This window comes from uncultured Flavonifractor sp. (assembly GCF_944387675.1).
In the GTDB taxonomy this organism is placed as follows: domain Bacteria; phylum Bacillota; class Clostridia; order Oscillospirales; family Oscillospiraceae; genus Flavonifractor.
On the sequence record NZ_CALXFV010000039.1, the window covers coordinates 1 to 18,227 of the forward strand.

Annotated in this window: 17 protein-coding genes; 1 reads left to right on the forward strand and 16 read right to left on the reverse strand. The window is 64.3% G+C overall.

The features are described 5' to 3' along the window. The 12 genes from Q0J74_RS05385 to Q0J74_RS05440 form a co-directional block, all read right to left on the reverse strand. On the reverse strand, positions 1–532 hold a 532-nt coding region (locus tag Q0J74_RS05385; RefSeq protein WP_297211772.1), incomplete at its 3' end, for a triose-phosphate isomerase. Beyond that, positions 533–1,816 carry a glucose-6-phosphate isomerase gene (locus tag Q0J74_RS05390; RefSeq protein ID WP_297211775.1) on the reverse strand — a complete coding sequence of 428 codons (1,284 nt, stop codon included), beginning with the start codon at positions 1,814–1,816 and terminating at the stop codon, positions 533–535. It abuts the gene before it with no gap. Position 1,817: 1 nt separating this feature from the next. Beyond that, positions 1,818–2,975, reverse strand: a complete 1,158-nt coding sequence (locus tag Q0J74_RS05395) for a class II fructose-bisphosphate aldolase (protein ID WP_297211777.1) — start codon at positions 2,973–2,975, stop codon at positions 1,818–1,820. A gap of 37 nt (positions 2,976–3,012) precedes the next feature. Further along, positions 3,013–4,173, reverse strand: a complete 1,161-nt coding sequence (gene nagA, locus Q0J74_RS05400) for an N-acetylglucosamine-6-phosphate deacetylase (protein WP_297211780.1) — start codon at positions 4,171–4,173, stop codon at positions 3,013–3,015. Between the two features lie 13 nt (positions 4,174–4,186). Beyond that, entirely contained in the window at positions 4,187–5,002 is an 816-nt protein-coding gene (locus Q0J74_RS05405; protein ID WP_297211783.1) for a glucosamine-6-phosphate isomerase, read from the reverse strand. 17 nt (positions 5,003–5,019) lie between these two features. Beyond that, a complete protein-coding gene (locus Q0J74_RS05410; RefSeq protein ID WP_297211785.1) occupies positions 5,020–5,697 on the reverse strand; it encodes a response regulator transcription factor in 678 nt (225 codons plus the stop codon). A 5-nt stretch (positions 5,698–5,702) separates the two neighbouring features. Next, positions 5,703–7,211 (reverse strand): sensor histidine kinase, encoded by a 1,509-nt coding sequence (locus Q0J74_RS05415; protein WP_297211787.1) that lies wholly within the window; start codon positions 7,209–7,211, stop codon positions 5,703–5,705. A 119-nt stretch (positions 7,212–7,330) separates the two neighbouring features. After that, on the reverse strand, positions 7,331–8,407 hold the full coding sequence (locus Q0J74_RS05420) for an ABC transporter substrate-binding protein (protein ID WP_297211790.1): 1,077 nt from the start codon (positions 8,405–8,407) through the stop codon (positions 7,331–7,333). Between the two features lie 58 nt (positions 8,408–8,465). Next, entirely contained in the window at positions 8,466–9,257 is a 792-nt protein-coding gene (locus tag Q0J74_RS05425; RefSeq protein WP_297211793.1) for an ABC transporter ATP-binding protein, read from the reverse strand. Continuing rightward, positions 9,233–10,012: an ABC transporter permease gene (locus tag Q0J74_RS05430; RefSeq protein ID WP_297211797.1), complete on the reverse strand. Its 780-nt coding sequence runs from the start codon at positions 10,010–10,012 to the stop codon at positions 9,233–9,235. The genes Q0J74_RS05425 and Q0J74_RS05430 overlap by 25 nt, the downstream gene beginning before the upstream one ends. Positions 10,013–10,114: 102 nt before the next feature. Next, complete coding sequence (locus Q0J74_RS05435) at positions 10,115–11,272, reverse strand: diphosphate--fructose-6-phosphate 1-phosphotransferase (RefSeq protein WP_297211800.1); 1,158 nt, start codon at positions 11,270–11,272, stop codon at positions 10,115–10,117. Between the two features lie 71 nt (positions 11,273–11,343). Then, positions 11,344–12,801, reverse strand: a complete 1,458-nt coding sequence (locus Q0J74_RS05440; RefSeq protein WP_297211803.1) for a hypothetical protein — start codon at positions 12,799–12,801, stop codon at positions 11,344–11,346. A gap of 109 nt (positions 12,802–12,910) precedes the next feature. Here Q0J74_RS05440 and Q0J74_RS05445 point away from each other — a divergent pair, with 109 nt between their 5' ends. Continuing rightward, positions 12,911–13,789 (forward strand): NUDIX hydrolase, encoded by an 879-nt coding sequence (locus Q0J74_RS05445; RefSeq protein ID WP_297211806.1) that lies wholly within the window; start codon positions 12,911–12,913, stop codon positions 13,787–13,789. A gap of 55 nt (positions 13,790–13,844) precedes the next feature. On the opposite strand, the gene Q0J74_RS05450 is transcribed toward Q0J74_RS05445, so the two are convergent. The 4 genes from Q0J74_RS05450 to Q0J74_RS05465 form a co-directional block, all read right to left on the reverse strand. After that, positions 13,845–14,909, reverse strand: a complete 1,065-nt coding sequence (locus Q0J74_RS05450) for a DUF362 domain-containing protein (protein ID WP_297211809.1) — start codon at positions 14,907–14,909, stop codon at positions 13,845–13,847. A 22-nt stretch (positions 14,910–14,931) separates the two neighbouring features. Beyond that, a complete protein-coding gene (locus Q0J74_RS05455; protein ID WP_297211811.1) occupies positions 14,932–15,852 on the reverse strand; it encodes a LysR family transcriptional regulator in 921 nt (306 codons plus the stop codon). 79 nt (positions 15,853–15,931) lie between these two features. Beyond that, complete coding sequence (locus tag Q0J74_RS05460) at positions 15,932–17,164, reverse strand: glycerate kinase type-2 family protein (protein ID WP_297211814.1); 1,233 nt, start codon at positions 17,162–17,164, stop codon at positions 15,932–15,934. Between the two features lie 31 nt (positions 17,165–17,195). Next, positions 17,196–18,095: a dihydrodipicolinate synthase family protein gene (locus Q0J74_RS05465; protein WP_297211817.1), complete on the reverse strand. Its 900-nt coding sequence runs from the start codon at positions 18,093–18,095 to the stop codon at positions 17,196–17,198. Positions 18,096–18,227 lie beyond the last annotated feature (132 nt).

Below are 18,227 nucleotides of genomic sequence, written 5' to 3' on the forward strand. Positions count from 1 at the left end.
AGAGCTGGTCCCCCAGCACCTGCTGCCAGGCCTCCTGCTCCTCGCTCTTCTCGCCGATGCAGTAGAGCACCTTCAGCCCCGCGGCCTGGGCGCACTTGATTTCCTGGTTGAGCAGGCGGTTGACGGCGGCGGTGTCGGTAACCCCGGCCTCAGCCAGGATACCCGCCTTGTCATTGCGCTCCTCACAGTGGCCGATGAGGGTCCAGCCGCAGCCCAGGGCGGCGGCTGCGTGGGCGGGCCGGTTGGTGGTGAAGGCCCCGAAGTTGCCCCCCACAGCGGTGTCCGCCCGGAACACCCCCTGGCAGCCCACCTCCACCTTGCTGTCGGCGGTGCGGGCGGCGGCGGCGGAGAGGATGTGGGCCTCGGGGAAGAAGTCCACGAACTCCACCTCACCGGCGGCGTAGCCGGCCAGACCCTTCTGGGTCTCGCTGACGATGACCTTGCCCCAGTCTGCCATGGGGGCCAGACGGTTCACGCCCCCCAGCTCTACCGGCACGTCAAAGCGCTTTAAATTCAAAAAGATATGTTTCATTCAGTTGGCACCCGGCTTTCCCAGATTTTTAAACATGTAGCCCTTGTAAGCCTCCACCCCCGGCTGGTCGAAGGGGTTGACCCCCGTCAGCTTGCAGGACAGGTAGCAGGCAAACAGGAAAAAGTAGTACATCTCGCCCAGGGTGTGCTCGTCCAGGGCGGGAACGGACAGGTTCAGGCAGGGGATGCCTCCCTTGCTGTGGGCCTCTATGGTGGCCTTCCGGGCGGTGTCGTTGATGTCCCAGAAGTCCTTGCCGTCCAGGTACTGGAAGTAGTCTTTCTTGGTCTCGGCGGGCATTACCACGCTGGCGTCCCGCGCCCGAATCTCGATAAAGGTCTCAAAGAGAATGGGGCTGCCCTGCTGGATGAACTGGCCGATGGAGTGCAGGTCCTCCGAGTTGGAGGATACCACCGGATAGAGGCCCTTGCCCTCCTTGCCCTCGCTTTCGGCAAAGGCCTGAATCCACCACTTGGCGAAGTAGTCCAGCCGGGGCTCGAAGAAGGCCATCATCTCCAGCCGGAAGCCGTGGTCGTACATCAGATTCCGCAGGCAGGCGTACTTGAGAGCGATGTTCTCCTCTGCGGGTTCGGAGAAGAGCCGGTCCCGCATGTCCCGCATGCCCTGGGTGATGGCCCTGATGTCGATGCCCGCCACCGCCATGGGGAACAGGCCCACGTCGCTGCCGATGGAGTAGCGCCCGCCGATGGGGCCGGGGAACTCCAGGAAGGTGTAGCCGTGGTCCTGGCACAGCTGATGGAGGGTGGAGCCGGGGGTGCCGGTGGCGAAAATCCGCCGGGCGGCCTCCGCCTCCCCGTACCGCTTCTCCAGGTAGTGCCGCAGCATCCGGAAGGCGATGCCGGGCTCCAGGGTCTCAAAATTCTTGGCAATGCAGTCGATGTAGATGGACTGATAGCCGTCCAGTTCTTCCAGGGTGCGGGCCATTTCGCAGGCGGAGATGGTGTTGCCCGCCCACAGGATGGCGGGGCCGTCCTTGGGCCGCAGGGCTTTCACCGCCGCCCGGGAGGCCTGGTTGGAGCCGCCGATGCCGATGACCACGAAGGCGTCGGCGTCGGCGCGCACCCGGGCCGCCTGCTCCAGCAGATCCTCCACATGCTCCGGCCCGGCATAGTCGTCCACCTGGAACCAGCCCAGGCTGTCCTGGTACTGCGCCTCACCGGCCACCACCTCCGCCAGCACGGGGGCGGCGGTCTTCAGCTTCTCCTCCAGCTCGCCGGGGGCCAGCACCGGCTTGCCGTCCAGGTAGGAGAGGGTGATGTCCTTCATGTCAGTTGCCCTCCTTGGCATACCGGGCGGCCATGTCCTCCAGAGTGGCCATCTCCACCAGAGGGGCCTTGCCGTAGCTGCCGAACTCCACAATCAGGGTACCCACGGCCTCCTTCACGCCTCGGCGCATGGCGTCGGTGATGAGGGCCACGGTACCCTCGTCCCCGGTGCCGTACATGACGGTGTCCATGATGGGGGCCAGGAAGGCCCGGGGGTCAAAGGCGTCCCGCTTCTCGTCCAGCAGTTTCCAGATGCCGCCGATCTTGGCATCCTCCTTCAGCTCGGGGTGGTCCCGGAACAGCTCCCGGAAGTTGCGGGTCACGGCCAGGCGGATGTCGGTATCCACGTTGATCTTGCCGATGCCGCAGGGGATGGCGGCCTTCAGCTCGTCCTTGGAGATGCCGTAGGCGTTCTTGATTTCGCCGCCCAGGGCGTTGATCTCGCTGACGATGTACTGGGGTACGGTGGAGGAGCCGTGGGACACCAGCACACCCTGGATGCCCTCGTGGTTCATGCACTCCTTGATGGCGATGGGAATCTCTTTCCGCAGCTTCACGTCCTTGCCCTTGCTGGCGCCGTGCATGGTGCCGTAGCTGATGGCCAGGGCGTCCACGCCGGTCTTTTTAAAGAAGTCGATGGCGGAGAGAGGGTTGGTGTAGGTGGAGTTGGCGGCAAAGACGTGGTCCTCCACACCGGCCAGCACGCCCAGCTCGCCCTCTACGGACACGCCCCGGGCGTGGGCGTACTTCACCACTTCCCGGGTGATCTCCACGTTCTCCTCAAAGGGGAGGGAGGAGCCGTCGATCATCACGGAGGTGTAGCCCCCCTCGATGGCGGCCACGCAGGAGTCGAAGTTCTTGCCGTGGTCCAGGTGGAGCACCACGGGAATGGGACTGGTGGCGGCAAATTTCTTCACCGCCTCGGCGATGTTGCGGGCGCCCTTCTTCTTGTCCTCCAGGGTGCCGTTTGCAAAGTCCACCCGGCCGCCCATGAAGGCGTTGGCCAAATCGGCCCCCTGCAGGATGGCGGGGGAGCGGAACATCTCATGGACGGCGATAACGGCCTCGGCCTGGGCCACGGCGTTGACGTTGAAAGCTCCCTGGGCATAGCCATACTTCACGGTGGCGTCCAATACGGGACGCAGAGGTACCAACGGCATAACAATTCTCCTTTACAAAATAAATAATGTGGTGTGGTCAGGCGCGGGTATACACGGTGCGGCCCCCCACAATGGTGCGTACCACCTGGGCGTCCGCGTCCAGCAGCACCAGGTCGGCGTCCTTGCCCTGGCCGATCTCCCCCTTGCCGGTCCAGCCCATAAGCCGGGCGGGATTGGCGGTCATCAGGGGAACCACGGTCTCTGTGGGCCGGCCGGTGAAGGCCATCAGGTTGCGCAGAGCCTGAGCCAGGGTGAGGGTGGAGCCGGCCCGGACGCCGTTGGGCAGCTTGGCGTCTCCGTCCTCCACAATCACATCGTTGACCCCCAGCTTGTAGTTGCCGTCGGGCAGGCCGGCGGCCATGATGGAGTCGGTGATGGACAACACCCGGTCGTAGCCCTTGGCCTTCAGGTAGAGGCGGACGGTGCCGGGATGGAGGTGGCGGCCGTCACAGATGGCCTCCACATACACATCGCTCTCCAGGGCGGCGCCGAAGATAGCGGGGTCGTGCTGGTGGAACAGCCGCATGGCGTTGCCCAGATGGGTGCAGGAGCGGACGCCGGCCTTCACACAGGCCATGGCCTGGCCATAGCCCGCCCCGCTGTGGCCCATGGCGCACACAATGCCCATGGCGGTGAGCTGGGGAATCATCTCCGCCACCCCGGGAATCTCTGGGGAGAGGGTGACATAGCGGATATGGCCGCCGCTGGCCTTCTGGTAGCGGGCAAACAGCTCCGCGTCGGCGGTGTGCATCAGCAGGTGCTCCGGCATGGCCCCCTTGTACTCAGTGGACAGGCAGGGACCCTCCAGATGGACCCCCAGCAGGGCCGCTCCGTCGTAAGGTCCGCCCTCAATGACCTGGCGGGCCTGCTCCATACACCACAGGGTCTGCTCCACCGTGTCGGTGAGCACGGAGCACAGCCAGCCGGTGACGCCCTGGCTGGCAAAGAACCGGCCGATGGTGCGCAGGCCCTCCACATCGGCGGCGTTCACGTCCACCCCGGCGGCGCCGTGGGTGTGGACATCCAGAAAGCCTGGAACCACCCGCAGGCCGGAAGCATCCAGCTCAGGCAGGTTCTTGACATTGTGGCAGCCCTGGGTGACGGCGGTGATGATTCCGTCCTCCACCGCCAAGTCGGCGGGGACGAAGGCGCCGTTCAGCAGGACGGAGCCGTTTTTCAGATAAAAGGAACCCTCCATGGCGGCAGCCTCCTTAATAGGCTTTCTGGGCGGCGTTGGCATTGACGTAGAGCACCGCGTCGGGATGGTTCTGGGCCAGGGTGGCGGGGAAGGCGGCGCTCACCTCGCCGTAGGCCGCCCGGCGGCATACCGCCCGGTGCCAGTCCCGGAACACCGCCAGGCGGATTTTCCGGGCGGAGAGGATCTCCTTCATGCCGATGGTGACGCACTTGTGGGGCATATCCTCCAGGGCGCCGCCCAGATCGCCCACGCAGTTGGTGGCCCGGGTCTCGGGGGAGATATCCAGCACCCGGGTGGGCAGCTGGGCAAATTGCTCCGCCGTCAGCTCCGGCTGGGGCTCGTTGAAGGCCAGGTGGCCGGTGATGCCGATGCCGCCGAAGGTGATGTCCACACCACCCAGCTGCTCAATGAGGGCGGGGATGTGGCCCAGATCCTTGGGATCGGGGAAGACCCGCTGCTCCTCGGGCATGAGCAGCTCCGGGTCGATCTTGCCGTACACCTCCCGGGCCATGAAGCCCCGGAAGGACAGGGGGTCGTCCTTGTCAATCCACGCACCGTCGTCGGTGAGATACTCGTCCATGTTGATGAACCAGCAGTTTTTCAGGGACAGCTTCTCCCGGTTTACCAGCCGGACAAAGATGGGGTACTGCCCCACCGGCCCCACGGGGCAGATAAACACGGTGCGCTTGCCGGCGGCGTTATTGGCCCGAATCTCGGCGCACATCTCGGCGGCCAGCTCATAAAACACCTCGCCGGAGTCCCCCAGCTTTACGATGGGCAGCTTGGCGTCCTTGCCCAGCTCCTGGGCGGAAATGTGATAGTAGTCCATGACAGCGTCTCCTTTCCTTACTGAAACAGATGCTCCAAACTCATCTGACGGATCAGCTTGACGATCTCTTTGGTGCGGGAACAGCCGAATTTGTTCAGCAGCCCCTTGATCTGGGTCTTGACGGTGACCACCTCCACGTGCCGCAGCTTGGCGATCTCCGCCACCTTCTTGTCCTGGAGCAGCAGCTTGACCAGCTCATGCTCGGCGGGGGTGAGGTGGGCCACATTGTTGATAAAGAAAATGAGGGAACGCTCACTGCGCCGCAGCCGGGCGTACTCCTGCATGACGGTGTTCTGAATCCGGGGTTCCAGCTCCGCCCGGCCCTGGCTGGCCCGGCGGATGTGCTCCAGCAGCTTCTCCTCCTCGCAGCCCTTTACCACATAGTCCACCGCGCCGGTACCCATGGCGCTGGTGATCACGTCGTCAGTCTCATGGGCGGTGAGAAAGAGAATCTTTACATGGGGGTCCCTGGCGGTAATAAGCTCCGCCGCCCGAATCCCCGCATCCACCGTCTCCATTTCAATGTCCATCAGAATCACATCGCAGGGAGTCCCGGCGGCCAGGGCCACAATCTCCTCCCCGGTGGCGGCGCAGCCCACCACCTCCATATCCGTCTGGGACGATACCACGTCACAGAAATCCTCCCGCAGCAGAGGCAGGTCCTCCGCCACCATCACACGGATTTTCTCTCCCACGGTACTCACTCCTTCTGATGGGCGTCATACAGGGGCAGCATGATGAAAAAGCTGGTGCCTTCCTCCGGCCGGCTCTCCAGCCGGAGCCGCCCCAGATGGCTTTTTACAATTTTCCGCACGTAGTACAGACCCATGCCCCAGTTGTGGTTGGTGTTCTTGCTGGTAAAAAAAGGCTCAAAAATCTTGTTTTGCAGCTCCTGGGGAATTCCCTTCCCGTTGTCCGCCGCCTCCAACACGGTCCACATCCGCTCCGCCCTGGCCCGCAAGACCACACGGGGTTCCTCCCGGCCGGCCTGCACCGCCGCCTCATAGCCGTTGCACAGCAGATTGCAGATGGCCTCGCTGAGATGGCCCAGATCGGCCAGCACCTGACGGTGGGTATTCAGCTCTACCACCACCGGCTGGTCGGGATACTTGCCGTGGAACCGCTCCACCGCGGTGAGGGCCAGCTGATCCACCGTTATGGGGGCCAGGGTGATGGCATTGTTCTTTACCGAGCGGTAGAGCTCATCCATCCGCCGGAGCATGCCCTCGTTCAAATCGTTGAGCTGGGCGGCGCAGGCCCGCACCCGCTCCAAATCCGGCGGGTCCTCCGCCAGCACCCGGGCCAGCTTCTTGTGAAGCACCCGGCTGGAGAGCAGCTGATTCTTCACCCCGTGGACAAAGACCGACACACCCATACCCGCCGCGTCGAACTTCCGCTGGAGAATCATGTCCTGCCGCTCGTCGTCATAGCTGATCTGGGTGTAGCGCACCATGTTATAGCTGCCCAGCACCACGGTGAACACGGTACACAGTCCCAGCACAATCCACCCCAGGGCGGGGAGGGTGGCGCTGATGTAGCTGGTGATTCCCAGGCGGATGTACTCCGAAATAAACATATTGTAGATCTGGGCCGGGTCCTTGCTGGCGTAGAGCAGATACAGCACGGAGGTGCTGAACACACTCAGCAGCACGTACCGGAAGCTGCGCCTGAACACCGGCATGGTGGTCGCCCGGTATTCCAGCGCCATCAGCGCCGCCGCCGCGCCCAGATAGGCCACAATGCCGGCCAGCACCAGATTGATCAGGATGGGCAGCACCCACATCCGGCCGTTGATCAAAATGTGAAACACGGTCGGATAGTAGTACACCAGCCACAGGGCGGGAAAAATACAGGCCAGTATCCGCAGGATTTTCAGCCTGCGGCGGAAGAAGGGAATCATGGTGGTCTCCAGCGCCACCAGCAGGGCAAACAGCGGAAATAGGGACCGGCCCACGGCCACCACATAGCCCAGCTTGTCCATGGATAGAGGGAGGAATTGCAGCCAGGTCTGAAGCTCCGGCACCAAAAACAGAAACGCCCGCTGCTGGGCGGCGGTACCGCCCATTTTGGCGATATAGATGACGATACCCGCCAGCATTACCAGGTTGCACACGCTCATGCCCAACAGGTAGAGGGACAGTACGTCCCGCCGCCTCAAAGCTACGTATACCGACGTGGCCAGGCACAGGATCAAAACCAGAATCAGCACAGCCCCTTCCCCCCATCATACCGCTATTATACCTCCCTCCCCCAGCCGCTGTAAACAGCGGCGGCAAAAGGGCGCCGGGGCTCCGCCTAACACGGAGCCCCGGCGGAGAAAGCGGGGATTTAGTTGGCGCTGTAAGCGTCGTAGGCAGCCTGCATCACATCGAAGAGCACGTAGTTGTCCACGGGAACCTCCTCGGTGATGGTGCCGTTGTTCAGGAACACCTGCTGCTGGGCCTCATACAGACCGCGGATGGCGTCAAAGTCGCCCATGCAGTCCACGGCGCCCTGCCAGTTGCCCTCGCCCACGGCCAGGAGCATGGTATCCTCGGGGGCGTCCAGATCGCCGGCCAGCGTGGAGGCAACCTCCTCAATGTTGGCGGCGCGGTACACCTGGGCCTTCAGGATGGCCTGGGAGAAGCGCTCCAGAATATCCTGGTTGGCCGCAGCATAATCGGGAGTGCAGATGAAGCTGGAGGGGAAGGCGGCCTGGTCGGTGTAATCATTGTTGGTACCCAGAACCAGGTAGTTGTCGCCCATGGCCTGCTCCAGGGTCACGGTGTTGGGAGACCAGGTGGCGGCGGCGTCGATCTGGCCGGCGATAAGAGCGGTGGTCATGCCTTCCACGTTCATCTCCACGGTGGTGATGTCGTCAATGGTCAGGCCGGCATCTTCCAGCACGAACTGGAGGATGATCTCGGAGGAGGTACCGGAGGACACGGCTACGGTCTTGCCCTTCAGGTCGGCGGCGGACTCGATGCCCTTGGACTTGTTGGCCACCACGGCATCAGCCTGGGAGAGCTGGTCGAAAGCGAACACAACCGCGTCGCCCTGGATGCACAGGGAGTGGGCGCCGTGACCGATCTGGGAGATGTCGATGTCGCCGGAAGCCATGGCGGCGATCTCAGCAGGGCCACCGGAGAACTGGGAGGGTTCCACAGTCAGGCCCACCTCGTCAAAGTAGCCCTGGTGAATGGCGGTGAACAGAGAAGAAGCGGAGCCCAGGTTGGGCATGTAGGCCACGCGGATGGTGGCGGGCTCGTACTCCACCTCGGTGCCGGCGGGAGTCTCGCTGGCGACGGCATCGGGGGTCTCGCTGCTGCCGGCGGGGGTCTCGCTGCTGGCAGAGTTATTGCCGCAGGCGGCCAGGGAGAAGATCATACCGCAGGCCAGTGCAAGAGCAAGCAGTTTCTTTTTCATACTCAAAATTCCTCCTTATTTACATTATCTCAATCCGACCGCAGCCGGAAAGCGACGCTTACTTCCGGACGGACAGGTACTCCTGATAGACCTGGCTCCAGATGTGGTTCTTCAGCTCCAGGAACCGGGGGGTCATCTTGGTCTCCTGGTCACGGGGATAGGGGATGTCGATGTCCACAATCTCCTTGACGCGGCCGGGACGGGCGCACATGATCACCACCCGCTGGGCCAGAATGATGGCCTCTTCCACGTCGTGGGTGATGAAGAAGCAGGTCTTCTGCTCCTTCTCCCAGGTGTTCAGCAGCTCCTGCTGCAGCTGGGTACGGGTCTGAGCATCCAGGGCGCCAAAGGGTTCGTCCATCAGCAGCACCTTGGGGTTGACGGCGTAGGCGCGGGCGATGGCCACGCGCTGCTTCATGCCGCCGGAGAGTTCCTTGGGATAGGACTTGGCAAAGCCCTCCAGGTCCACCATCTTCAGATACTTGCGGGCCAGCTCCTCGCACTCCTCTTTGCTCTTGCCCTGGAGCTTCAGGCCAAACTGCACGTTCTTCTCCACGGTGAGCCAGGGGAACAGGGCGTACTGCTGGAACACGATGCCCCGGTCGGGGCCGGGACCCTGGACTTCCTTGCCGTCCACCAGCACCTTGCCCTCAGTGGGGGTCTCCAGGCCGCCGATGATGTTCAGCAGGGTGGACTTGCCGCAGCCGGAGGGACCCACCACACAAATAAACTCGTTTTCGTGGATGTCCATGTCCACGCCGTTCAGGGCGATCATCTCGCCGTTGCGGCCCTGGAACTTCTTGACCACATGGTCAATATGTACCTTTACTGCTGAATTGTTTCCTGCCATCCCGTAAACCTCCTCTCAAGGAATTTCACAATCTTCTCAAAGCAGATGCCGATGATACCCAGCAGAATGATGCCCATGAGCACCACATCCATCTGATACCAGCCGCTGGCCTGCTGGATCATCATGCCGATACCCTTGTCGCCGCCCACGATTTCGGAGGCCATCAGGGTGGTCATGGAGGTGGACAGGCCCAGACGGGCGGCCACCAGAATGAAGGGGGTGGAGGCGGGGATGGTGATCTTGAAGAAGATGTCGCTCTGTTTGGCGCCCAGCACCCGGGCGGCCTTGATGAGGGTGGTATCCACACCCTTGACGCCCTGATAGATGGTAATGACCATCACCAGGAAGGCGGCAATGAAGATGACGGTGACCTTACTGGTCTGGCCCACGCCCAGGGCCACGATGATGAGGAACACATAGGCCAGAGGGGGGATGTTGCGGATAAACTGAATCCAGGGTTCCACCACCCGGCGGAAGGGGTCGTACCAGGCCATCAGGAAGGCCACCGGAATAGCCACCACAAAGGCAATGGCGAAGCCGGTGAGCACCCGGGACAAGCTGGCCCAGACGTGGCCGATGAGCACGCCGCTGGAGGCCTTATCCAGGAAGGCGGCAAATACGACCTGAGGGGGAGCGAACACGATCGGCCATTTGTATGCGGCAATCAGCCAGATCAAAATGGCCACAGCCAGGGAGATGAGCACCCATACCCAGTTGGGTATCTTGCTCCAGACAGACGATTTTTTCAGTCTCATGGACACCTAGCCTCCTTTTGTTGTCTCCAGTATATCCAAACTCCTCAGTTTTGGTAAGTATGAACTTTTATCATACTTTTTCCCGGGCTTCTTCCGAAGCGTTTATACCAGCCGGGCCATGGAGGGCAGCTCCGGCCCGATGAGGGGGGCGCACCAGCGGCAGAATTCCTCGGTCACGTCGGTGCCGTCGGCGGTGAGATACTCGGGGGTCAGCACCCGCTCTCCCAGCATAACCTCCTCGATGGGGATGAGGAAGGTCTCGCACCGGTAGGGCTGGGTGGACAGCCGCCGGAAGCCCACCATCTTGCCCGTCTCCCCCGCCAGGGCGGCCTGACAGGCCTCCCGGCCCGCCAGTTCGGCCTCCGCCGCGTCCACCGGGGACTGCCAGGCGATGGAGGCCCGGGCCAGGATGCCCGGCTTCTCGCTGCGGGCCTTGATGCCCAGCCGCCGGACAATCATCTGGGCCAGGTGGGAGGACACATCTCCAAAATAGGTGGAGCGGCCGGTCTGGAAGATGGGGGGAACGATGGGCTTGCCCTCGTCGTCGTGAAGGCCCTCGCTGGCCACCACCACCACGCCGCCCAGCTTGCGGTACATGTCGCCCACCTTGTCCAAAAACTCGTCCTCATGGAAGGCCCGCTCCGGGGGATAGATCAAATGAGGGGCGTCGCCTTCCTGCTCCCGGGCCAGGGCGGAGGCGGCGGTGGTCCACCCGGCGTTGCGGCCCAGGGACTCCAGCACCACCACGTGGATGGGCAGGCTGCGCACATCCACCGCCAGCTCCCGCACGGTACCCGCCATGTACCGGGCCACGCTGCCGAAGCCGGGGCAGTGGTCGGTGACGGCGATATCGTTGTCCATGGTCTTGGGAATGCCCATAACCCGGATTCCCTTGTCCTTGCAGGCCGCCGCCAGCTTGCCGCAGGCGTCCATGGTGCCGTTGCCGCCGTTCATCAGCACATAGCGGATGTTGTGCTGCTCCAGGATCTGGGTCATTTTGGCGTAGTGCTCCGCCTCCAGGGCATCCCGGGAGGTGCCGATGGCGGTGGCAGGGGTGGTGGGCAGCCGCTCCAGCTGTTCCTCCGGGACGGTGTTGAAGTCCAGCAGCTGCTCCCGCAGCAGCCCGCCGGTACCGCCCACCGCGCCGTACACGTGCTCCACCGCTCCGCTCTCCTGGGCCTGGCGGATGGCCCCATACAGGGAACAGTTGAGCACTGCGGTGGGTCCGCCGCCGTGGATGATGATCAGGTTCTCTTTCAACGGAATCCCTCCTCACACAGTTCGTCTGCCTCTATTATACTGCCTGCCGGGCAAACCGCAAGGAGGATTTCTTATCCCCCCTTTTCCTCTTTCCAGTTTCTGGCCCGAAGCAGCCGCACGGCGTCCAGCACCATATGACCCAGCTGCTTTGCGCTGTCCAGAATATCCGGCAGGTTTAGCCGCCAGGACAGCAGGGAGCCGGCAATACCGAAGAGCACGATATTGCCCAGGGTCATCCCCACTCCGTTGATCCGGCTCCGCTCCCCCAGGGCGGTCACCCCGTCCTCCAGGCCTCCCAGGGCCAGGGAGGTGACCAGGAAGAGGAGCACATAGAGCGCCACGCTGCCCAGCTGCCGCAGGCGGCCCAGGGTCATTCGCCGCCTCCAGGAGCGGCCCCGGGCGGGTACGCTTTTCAACAGGCGCACCGCCGTATCCCAGTGGGGCAGCGCCCCGGCGGGCCTGGGCGCTGCGTCGGTGCTATCCGGCCGCAGGAAGCGGTGGACGCCCGTCTGTCCGTCCGCCCAGTAGGCCGACAGCCGGTCCAGAAATCCCGGCGGAAATTCCTCCCCCGTCCCGGCGCTTCCCTCCAGGCCGGAAATGCTCTCTGCCATGGTATAGTTGTAGCACAGGTCCACCACCGCCTCCGCCATGGCCCGGTCCTCCTCCGGCGCGCCGTCCCGGCGCAGGGCGGCGTACCAGTTGCTGCGGCGGTTGGGACTGCCTGCGGCCTCCACGTCGTCCCGCAGCCGCTCCAGCACCCCGGCGGCCCGGGCCAGGATCTCCCCCAGAGGCCAGTCCGGCGGAATTTCTTCCCGGCAGGCCAGCAGCACCTGCTCCAGCACGGCGGTCATGGACCGGGAGCGGACCGGCCGCTCCGGATTGACGGCCAGAGGCTCCCGGCTCAGGCGGAGCAGCAGTTCCACATAGGCCTTGGCAAAGGCCAGCCGCGCCCGGTCCTCCGGAGCGGCGGCCTCGCAGGTGTCCAGCACCCCCGGGTCGCTGTATTGCAGGGCGTAGGAGATGGCCCGCAGCGTCTCCCGCTCGGTGGAACGGAAGGGCAGGGCGGAAAACAGGAAGGTCTCTCCCGAGTCGTTCAGGCAACGCTCCACCGCATCCTGCACATAGTGGGAGGCGGTGCGGATCACCCGCTGGGGCGCCCCGTCGGGGAGCGGGGAATAGGCCTTCAGGGCGCCCTGGCGGAACAGCTCCCCCCAGTCCCTCCGGCAGTCCTCCAGCTGGCCCTCCAGCGCCTGCCGCCGCTCCGGCGGCAGGCCGTCGTAGTAGTCCGGCGGGGCATACCGGGAGTACTTCAGCGCCCCCAGCCGGAACAGCTCCGCCAGCTGGCTGTAGCGCTCCGGGTCCCTCACGGCGCAGAGGAAGCCGTGGGAATCGGTGAGCTGATTGAAGGTGAGCACCACCCGGTTTCCTTTCAGGGCCACCTCCCGAAACAAAGCCCGCTGGCCTCGGAGCAGCTCCTCCGGCGAGTTGCGCACCGAGTCCAGCTCAAACAGATACACCAGCTCGTCCATGGCCTTACCCCCAGACGTTTTCCCTATTGTACCATATTTTACCGTTACTGTCTTGACCTTTTTTCAAAAAATCTTCATAATAAATCCAGCATGGGAAGGAGGAACCGGAATGGACGGAATGGATCGGTACCGGCAGCTCTGCCGGCGGTTTCCCCGGGCCTTCGGGCCGAATGGGGCGCGGGCTCTGGCCCGGTGGGCGGAGCTTCCGCCGGAGCGGCGGACCGGCCTGGGGGTTGTAGCGGAGCATTCCCGCTGGCTGTGGGTGCGGGAGTGGGGGCCGGAGGGTCCGGAGGAACGGCCCGTATACCTGGACCCCCGGCTGGAAAAGCAGATTGAGGGCTATTTTGCCCTGATGGCAGACCGGCCGGAGCAGTTTACCCCGTCGGAGCTCTATCCCATTTGCGCCAGCCGCCGGCAGCTGCTGGACTTTGAGGAGGAGACCGGCCGGCCGGCGGGACTGGTGTTTGACAACCTGCCCTATTATCAGACGGTGGCCGACCTGATTCTGGGGGATCCCCCTTATCTGTACGGCCGGGTGATCTACCCCGACCAGGCGGTGGGCGGAACGGTGATGATCCCCCTGCTGGAGACGGGGGAGGAACCCCGGTACGGTCTGCTCCAGGTCTACCGCCACAGCCTTCGGGGGCTGTCCGGGGGGGAGTTCCCCCGGGGATACCAGTGTCAGGGAATCACCCCGGAGGAAAATGCCAAGAAGGAGCTGTGGGAGGAGCTGGGCATCCCGCCGGACCAGGTGGCGGAGCTCACTCTCCTGGGTCACACCCGGCCGGACACAGGGCTGAGCGGCGCCATGGTGTCGGTCTATCTGGCCCGGGTAACCGCCGCCCCCACCCCCTCCCTGGGGTACGAGGGAATCACCGGACTGGAATGGCTCAGCCGGGCGGAGCTGCTCCGCCGCCTGCGGGCGGGAGAGATCACCGACGGGCTGACCCAGTCCGCCGCCCTTCTCTGCCTGCTGGCGCAGGCATAAAAACGCGTCCCCGGACAGATGGAATGGCTCCGTCCGGGGACGCGTTTTCTATGGTTCAGCGCTCTGTCAGATAGTTCAGGATGGCCTCTGCGGTGGGCGGACAGCCCGGCACCTGCCGGGCTGCGCAGTTGCAGCAGGCGCCCACGCCCAGGCCGTCAAAGGCGATTCCCTTCCAGCCCTGGCCGATGGCGATGGGCATCCCGCCGGGCCGGCTGTGGTACAACGCCCGCACCAGGCTGGCGTAGCAGGCCGAGCAGGCGCTTTTGGCCTGCACGTTCCGGGTCAGGCTGGCCACCTTGCCCGAGGGGGCGGGGTAGCTGGCGGCGGCGGTGGGCTGGTTGAGGGGGCAAACGTCCCCCGGCTCCACCCGGGTGGTACCGGCGCCCCAGCCCTCCGCCAGGCCGATGTAGGGTACCTGGTCCAGGTCCAGGCCCATCAGACGGCAGCCGTAGGCGTCCAGCTGCACCGGGTCCTCCCCCAGCAGCATCCGGCCGGTGGGGACGGGGTTGCCCCCCTCCTCAAAGTTCAAATCGCCGCAGATGCTGTCCACGATGGTCAAATCCGGCTTCAGGGCGGCGGCCAGGGCGGCGATGGGCTCCATCAGCCCCTCGGCGTGGAAGCGCCGCTTCTCCCGGTCAGGGAGGCAGCCCTTGCAGTTTTTCAGGGCGCAGGTCATCACCGTCTGGCAGTGGCCCTTGAGCACCGGCAGGTTGATGAGATAGCCCGCGTCCAGCGCCCGGCAGCAGATTTCCATGGGCCGCAGGGGGGTATCCACCTTCCGGGTCTTGTCGTGCTTCAGGTCGTAGAGGGGGACGTTATAGCGCTTGCCCACCTGGTCGTAACCGGCGGCGCGGAAGGCCCGTCCGGTGTCGTCCCCCACCCAGGACCCCTCGATGATGGCGATGTCCCGGATTCCGTGGTCCTGCAAGTACTCAATGGCGCCGGAGAGGACACCGGCGTGGGTGGTGGCGCCGCTCTCCGGGGAGGCGGCCACCACCAGATTGGGCTTGAGGGCCACATCGGCCCCCGCCGGAACCCGGTCCGCCACACCGGCCGCCTCCATCAGGGCCTTGGTCATCTGATGGGCGTCTGTGCCGAATATTTCATAAATGGAAGGCATTGCTTTTCTCCTTTGCAGTGGTTCAGATGGGGTTGCTTCCCTCCCGGCGGAAGTAATCCACCGCCAGCTCAATGAAGTAGTGGGCCGCCTTGGAGAGATACCGGTTGCGCCGGCAGCACACCGATACGGTCCACCGGGGCCGCCCGGCCAGCCGGAAGCAGGCCACCTTCCGCCGGTCCCGGGCGTAGTAGTAGGGCATGATGGAACAGCTCAACCCCTTTTCCACCATGGACACGTTGGCCCGGTTGCTGGCAGTCTCCAAAAAGATGTCCGGCTTGATTCCCGCCCGCTCGAAGATGGGGTCGATGATCTCCCGCTGGGTGGACTCCCGGTAGATCAGGCAGAAGGTGAGCTCCCGCAGCTTCTCGGCATCCAGGACAGTGAGGGGTGCGCCCGGCGGAGCGGCCAGGGCGGCCAGGGGGTGGTCCGCCGGAGTGATGAGGACAAACTCCTCCTCCAGCAGGGTGGTGGTGAGCAGGCCGGGCCGGTCCTGCGCCCGGGCGGAGAGGAAGCCCAGATCCAGTTCGTCGTTCTGGAGCATCTCCACCTGGCGGCGGACGCTAATCTCCCGGGGGATGACGTTGATTTTGGGGTAGCGCTGGTAGAACTGGGGGTAGACCGCCATAAACATCTCCATCCCCCGCTCCGGGGCGAAGGCCAGGCTGAGGGTTCCCCGCTGCCGGTCGGCCATGTCATGGATGATCCGGTAGGCCTCGTGCTTCAAATCCACCATCTGCCTGGCGTAATCCACATATACCTTGCCCGCCGCCGTCAGGGAAAAGTTGCCCCGGGAGCGGTAGAACAGCTGGGTTCCCAGCTCGTTTTCCAGCTTGAGCAGCTGCTGATCCAGGGCCGATTGGGTGATGAACAGCTTGGCGGCCGCCTTGCTGATCCCCCCCTCCTGGGCGATGGTCAGAATGTAGTTCATCTGCTTGATATCCAAGCCCCACACCTCCTTGCACTGGAGAGAAAAAGGCGCCCCCGGTCCCGCAGGGAGATCGGGGGCGCCTGGCTCCTGCCGCTCAGCGGCGGATGAGGAGCACAGCCACGTCGTTGACGTTGGTGCCGGTGGCGCCGGTGACGATCAGGCCGCCGCAGGCGCCCAGGGCGGTATAGGCGTCGTTCTGACGCAGCACGTCAAAAATACGGATGCCCCGACCGGCCAGCTCGTCCCGGGTCGTCCCGTCCACATAGCCGCCGGCGGCGTCGGTGGGTCCGTCGGTGCCGTCGCTGCCCACGGAGAACACCGCGGTATCCTTCAGACCTGCTATCCCTTCTGCGGCGGCCAGCGCCAGCTCCTGGTTCCGGCCTCCCTTGCCGCTGCCCGTCAGGTGGACCACCGTCTCTCCCCCGGCCAGGAAGGCCAGGGAATGGCCGCTGTCCTGATGGGAGCGGGCGATGGCGGCCAGGAAGGACCCAGCCTCCCGGGCCTCACAGGTGAGGCTGTCGGTGAGCACCACCGGCTCATAGCCCAGCTCCCGGCAGGCCTGGGCCGCAGCGGAGCACAGCTCCCGCACGCTGCCGGTGATGACGGTATGGACGTTGTCCAACTCCTTGGGGGTCTCCCGCTCCAGGCAGCCCGCCGCCTGCTGGGAGAGAGGCAGGTCGTACTTCTCCGCGATGGCCAGCGCGTCGGCGCAGGTGGAGGAGTCGGGATAGGCCGGACCGGAGGCGATCATGTCCAAGGGGTCCCCGATGATGTCGGACAGAACAATGGAGCAGACCCGGGCAGGGGCGCAGTGCTGGGCAAAGCGCCCGCCCTTCACCGCAGACAGCCGCTTGCGGATGGTGTTCATCTCCACAATGTCCGCGCCGCAGGCCAGCAGGCTCTTGGTGATCTTTTGCAGCTCCTCCTGGGGGACCAGCGGGGCCTCAAACAGGGCGGAGCCGCCGCCGGAGAGGAGGAAGAGGACCATGTCCTGCTCCGTCAGGTCCTGAGTCAGGGCCAGCGCCTCCTCTGTGGCGGAGAAGGTGTCGTTGTCGGGGACCGGATGTCCCGCTTCCCGGATGAGCAGCTCACCGATGGGACCCTGAGCATGGCCGTGCTTGGTGATGACGATGCCGCCGCTCACCCGGTCTCCAATGCAGTCATAGGCGGCGCGGGCCATGGACCAGGCCGCCTTGCCCACGGAGACCAGTACCACCCGGCCGTCGGCCAGGGTGGTCTCCTTCAAGGCCCGGCGCACCGCCGCGTCGGGCTGCACGGCGGTGATGGCCTGGCGAATGATCTGGTCGCAGTCGTTTCTCAGTTTCATACCGTTCCTCCATGAAAACCTGAAATCAGGCTCAGATCAGGCCCGCCTCGCCCATGGTGCGGCGGAAGCCCTCCTTGGCGGGTCCTTCGGGGGTGGGCAGGTTGGGCAGGTAAGGCACGCCCACGTCCCGGCCCCGGAGGGTGGCCATGTCCTTGGCGGCCACGGGGAAGCTGGCGGGGTCCATGGCCAGACGAACGGGGTTGAGCTTGAACTGGGCCTCCAGGCTGCCCTTCAGATCGCCGGCCACATACTTGTTGTATACGTCGGTGATAAGCTCAGGCATGAAGTTGGCGGCGGTACACACACCGCCCACCGCGCCGTGGCACAGGCTGGCGTACAGCAGGGTATCCTTGCCGCCGAACACCTTGAAATCCACGTCCCGGGTGCGGCGGATAAACTCAGAGGTGAGGGTGATGTCGCCGCTGGTGTCCTTCATGCCCACGATGTTGGGAACCTGGTGGGCCAGCTCGTCAATGAGCTGGGCGGTGAGGGTGTAGCCCACACGGCCGGGGTTGTTGTAGAGCAGCATGGGGGTGTCGGGTACACTCTCGGCGATGGTCTTGAAGTGCTGGAACAGCTCCGCGTGGGTGGGCTTGAGGAACATGGGCTGGAGCACGCTGACACTGGCCGCCCCGTTGGCCACCGCCATCTTGGCCAGGCGGCAGCACTTCTTGGTGCTGATGGCGCCGATGCCGAAGTAGACGGGAGCCCGGCCGTTGGCCTGGTCCACCATGATCTTCAGGCCCCGCTCCATCTCGTCCTCTTCCACCATGTAGAACTCGCCGTTGCTGCCGAAGGCCAGGATGCCGGACACGCCGCCGTTGATGACGTAGTCCACCTGAGAGCGCATCTTGGCTTCGTCGATGAGCTCGTTTTCGTCAATGGGAGTCAGAATGGGTACCACTACGCCCTTGATAAAATCCGTATTCATGACAACTCGCCTCCCGTTTTGCCGTGCCGGTCCTTACAGGGACTCGATGCCGGTCAGCTTCTTGTAGTACTTGATGATGGAGCTGTGGTCGTCCTGGCCGCAGCCGTTGTTGTGCAGCCACTGGAAGATCTC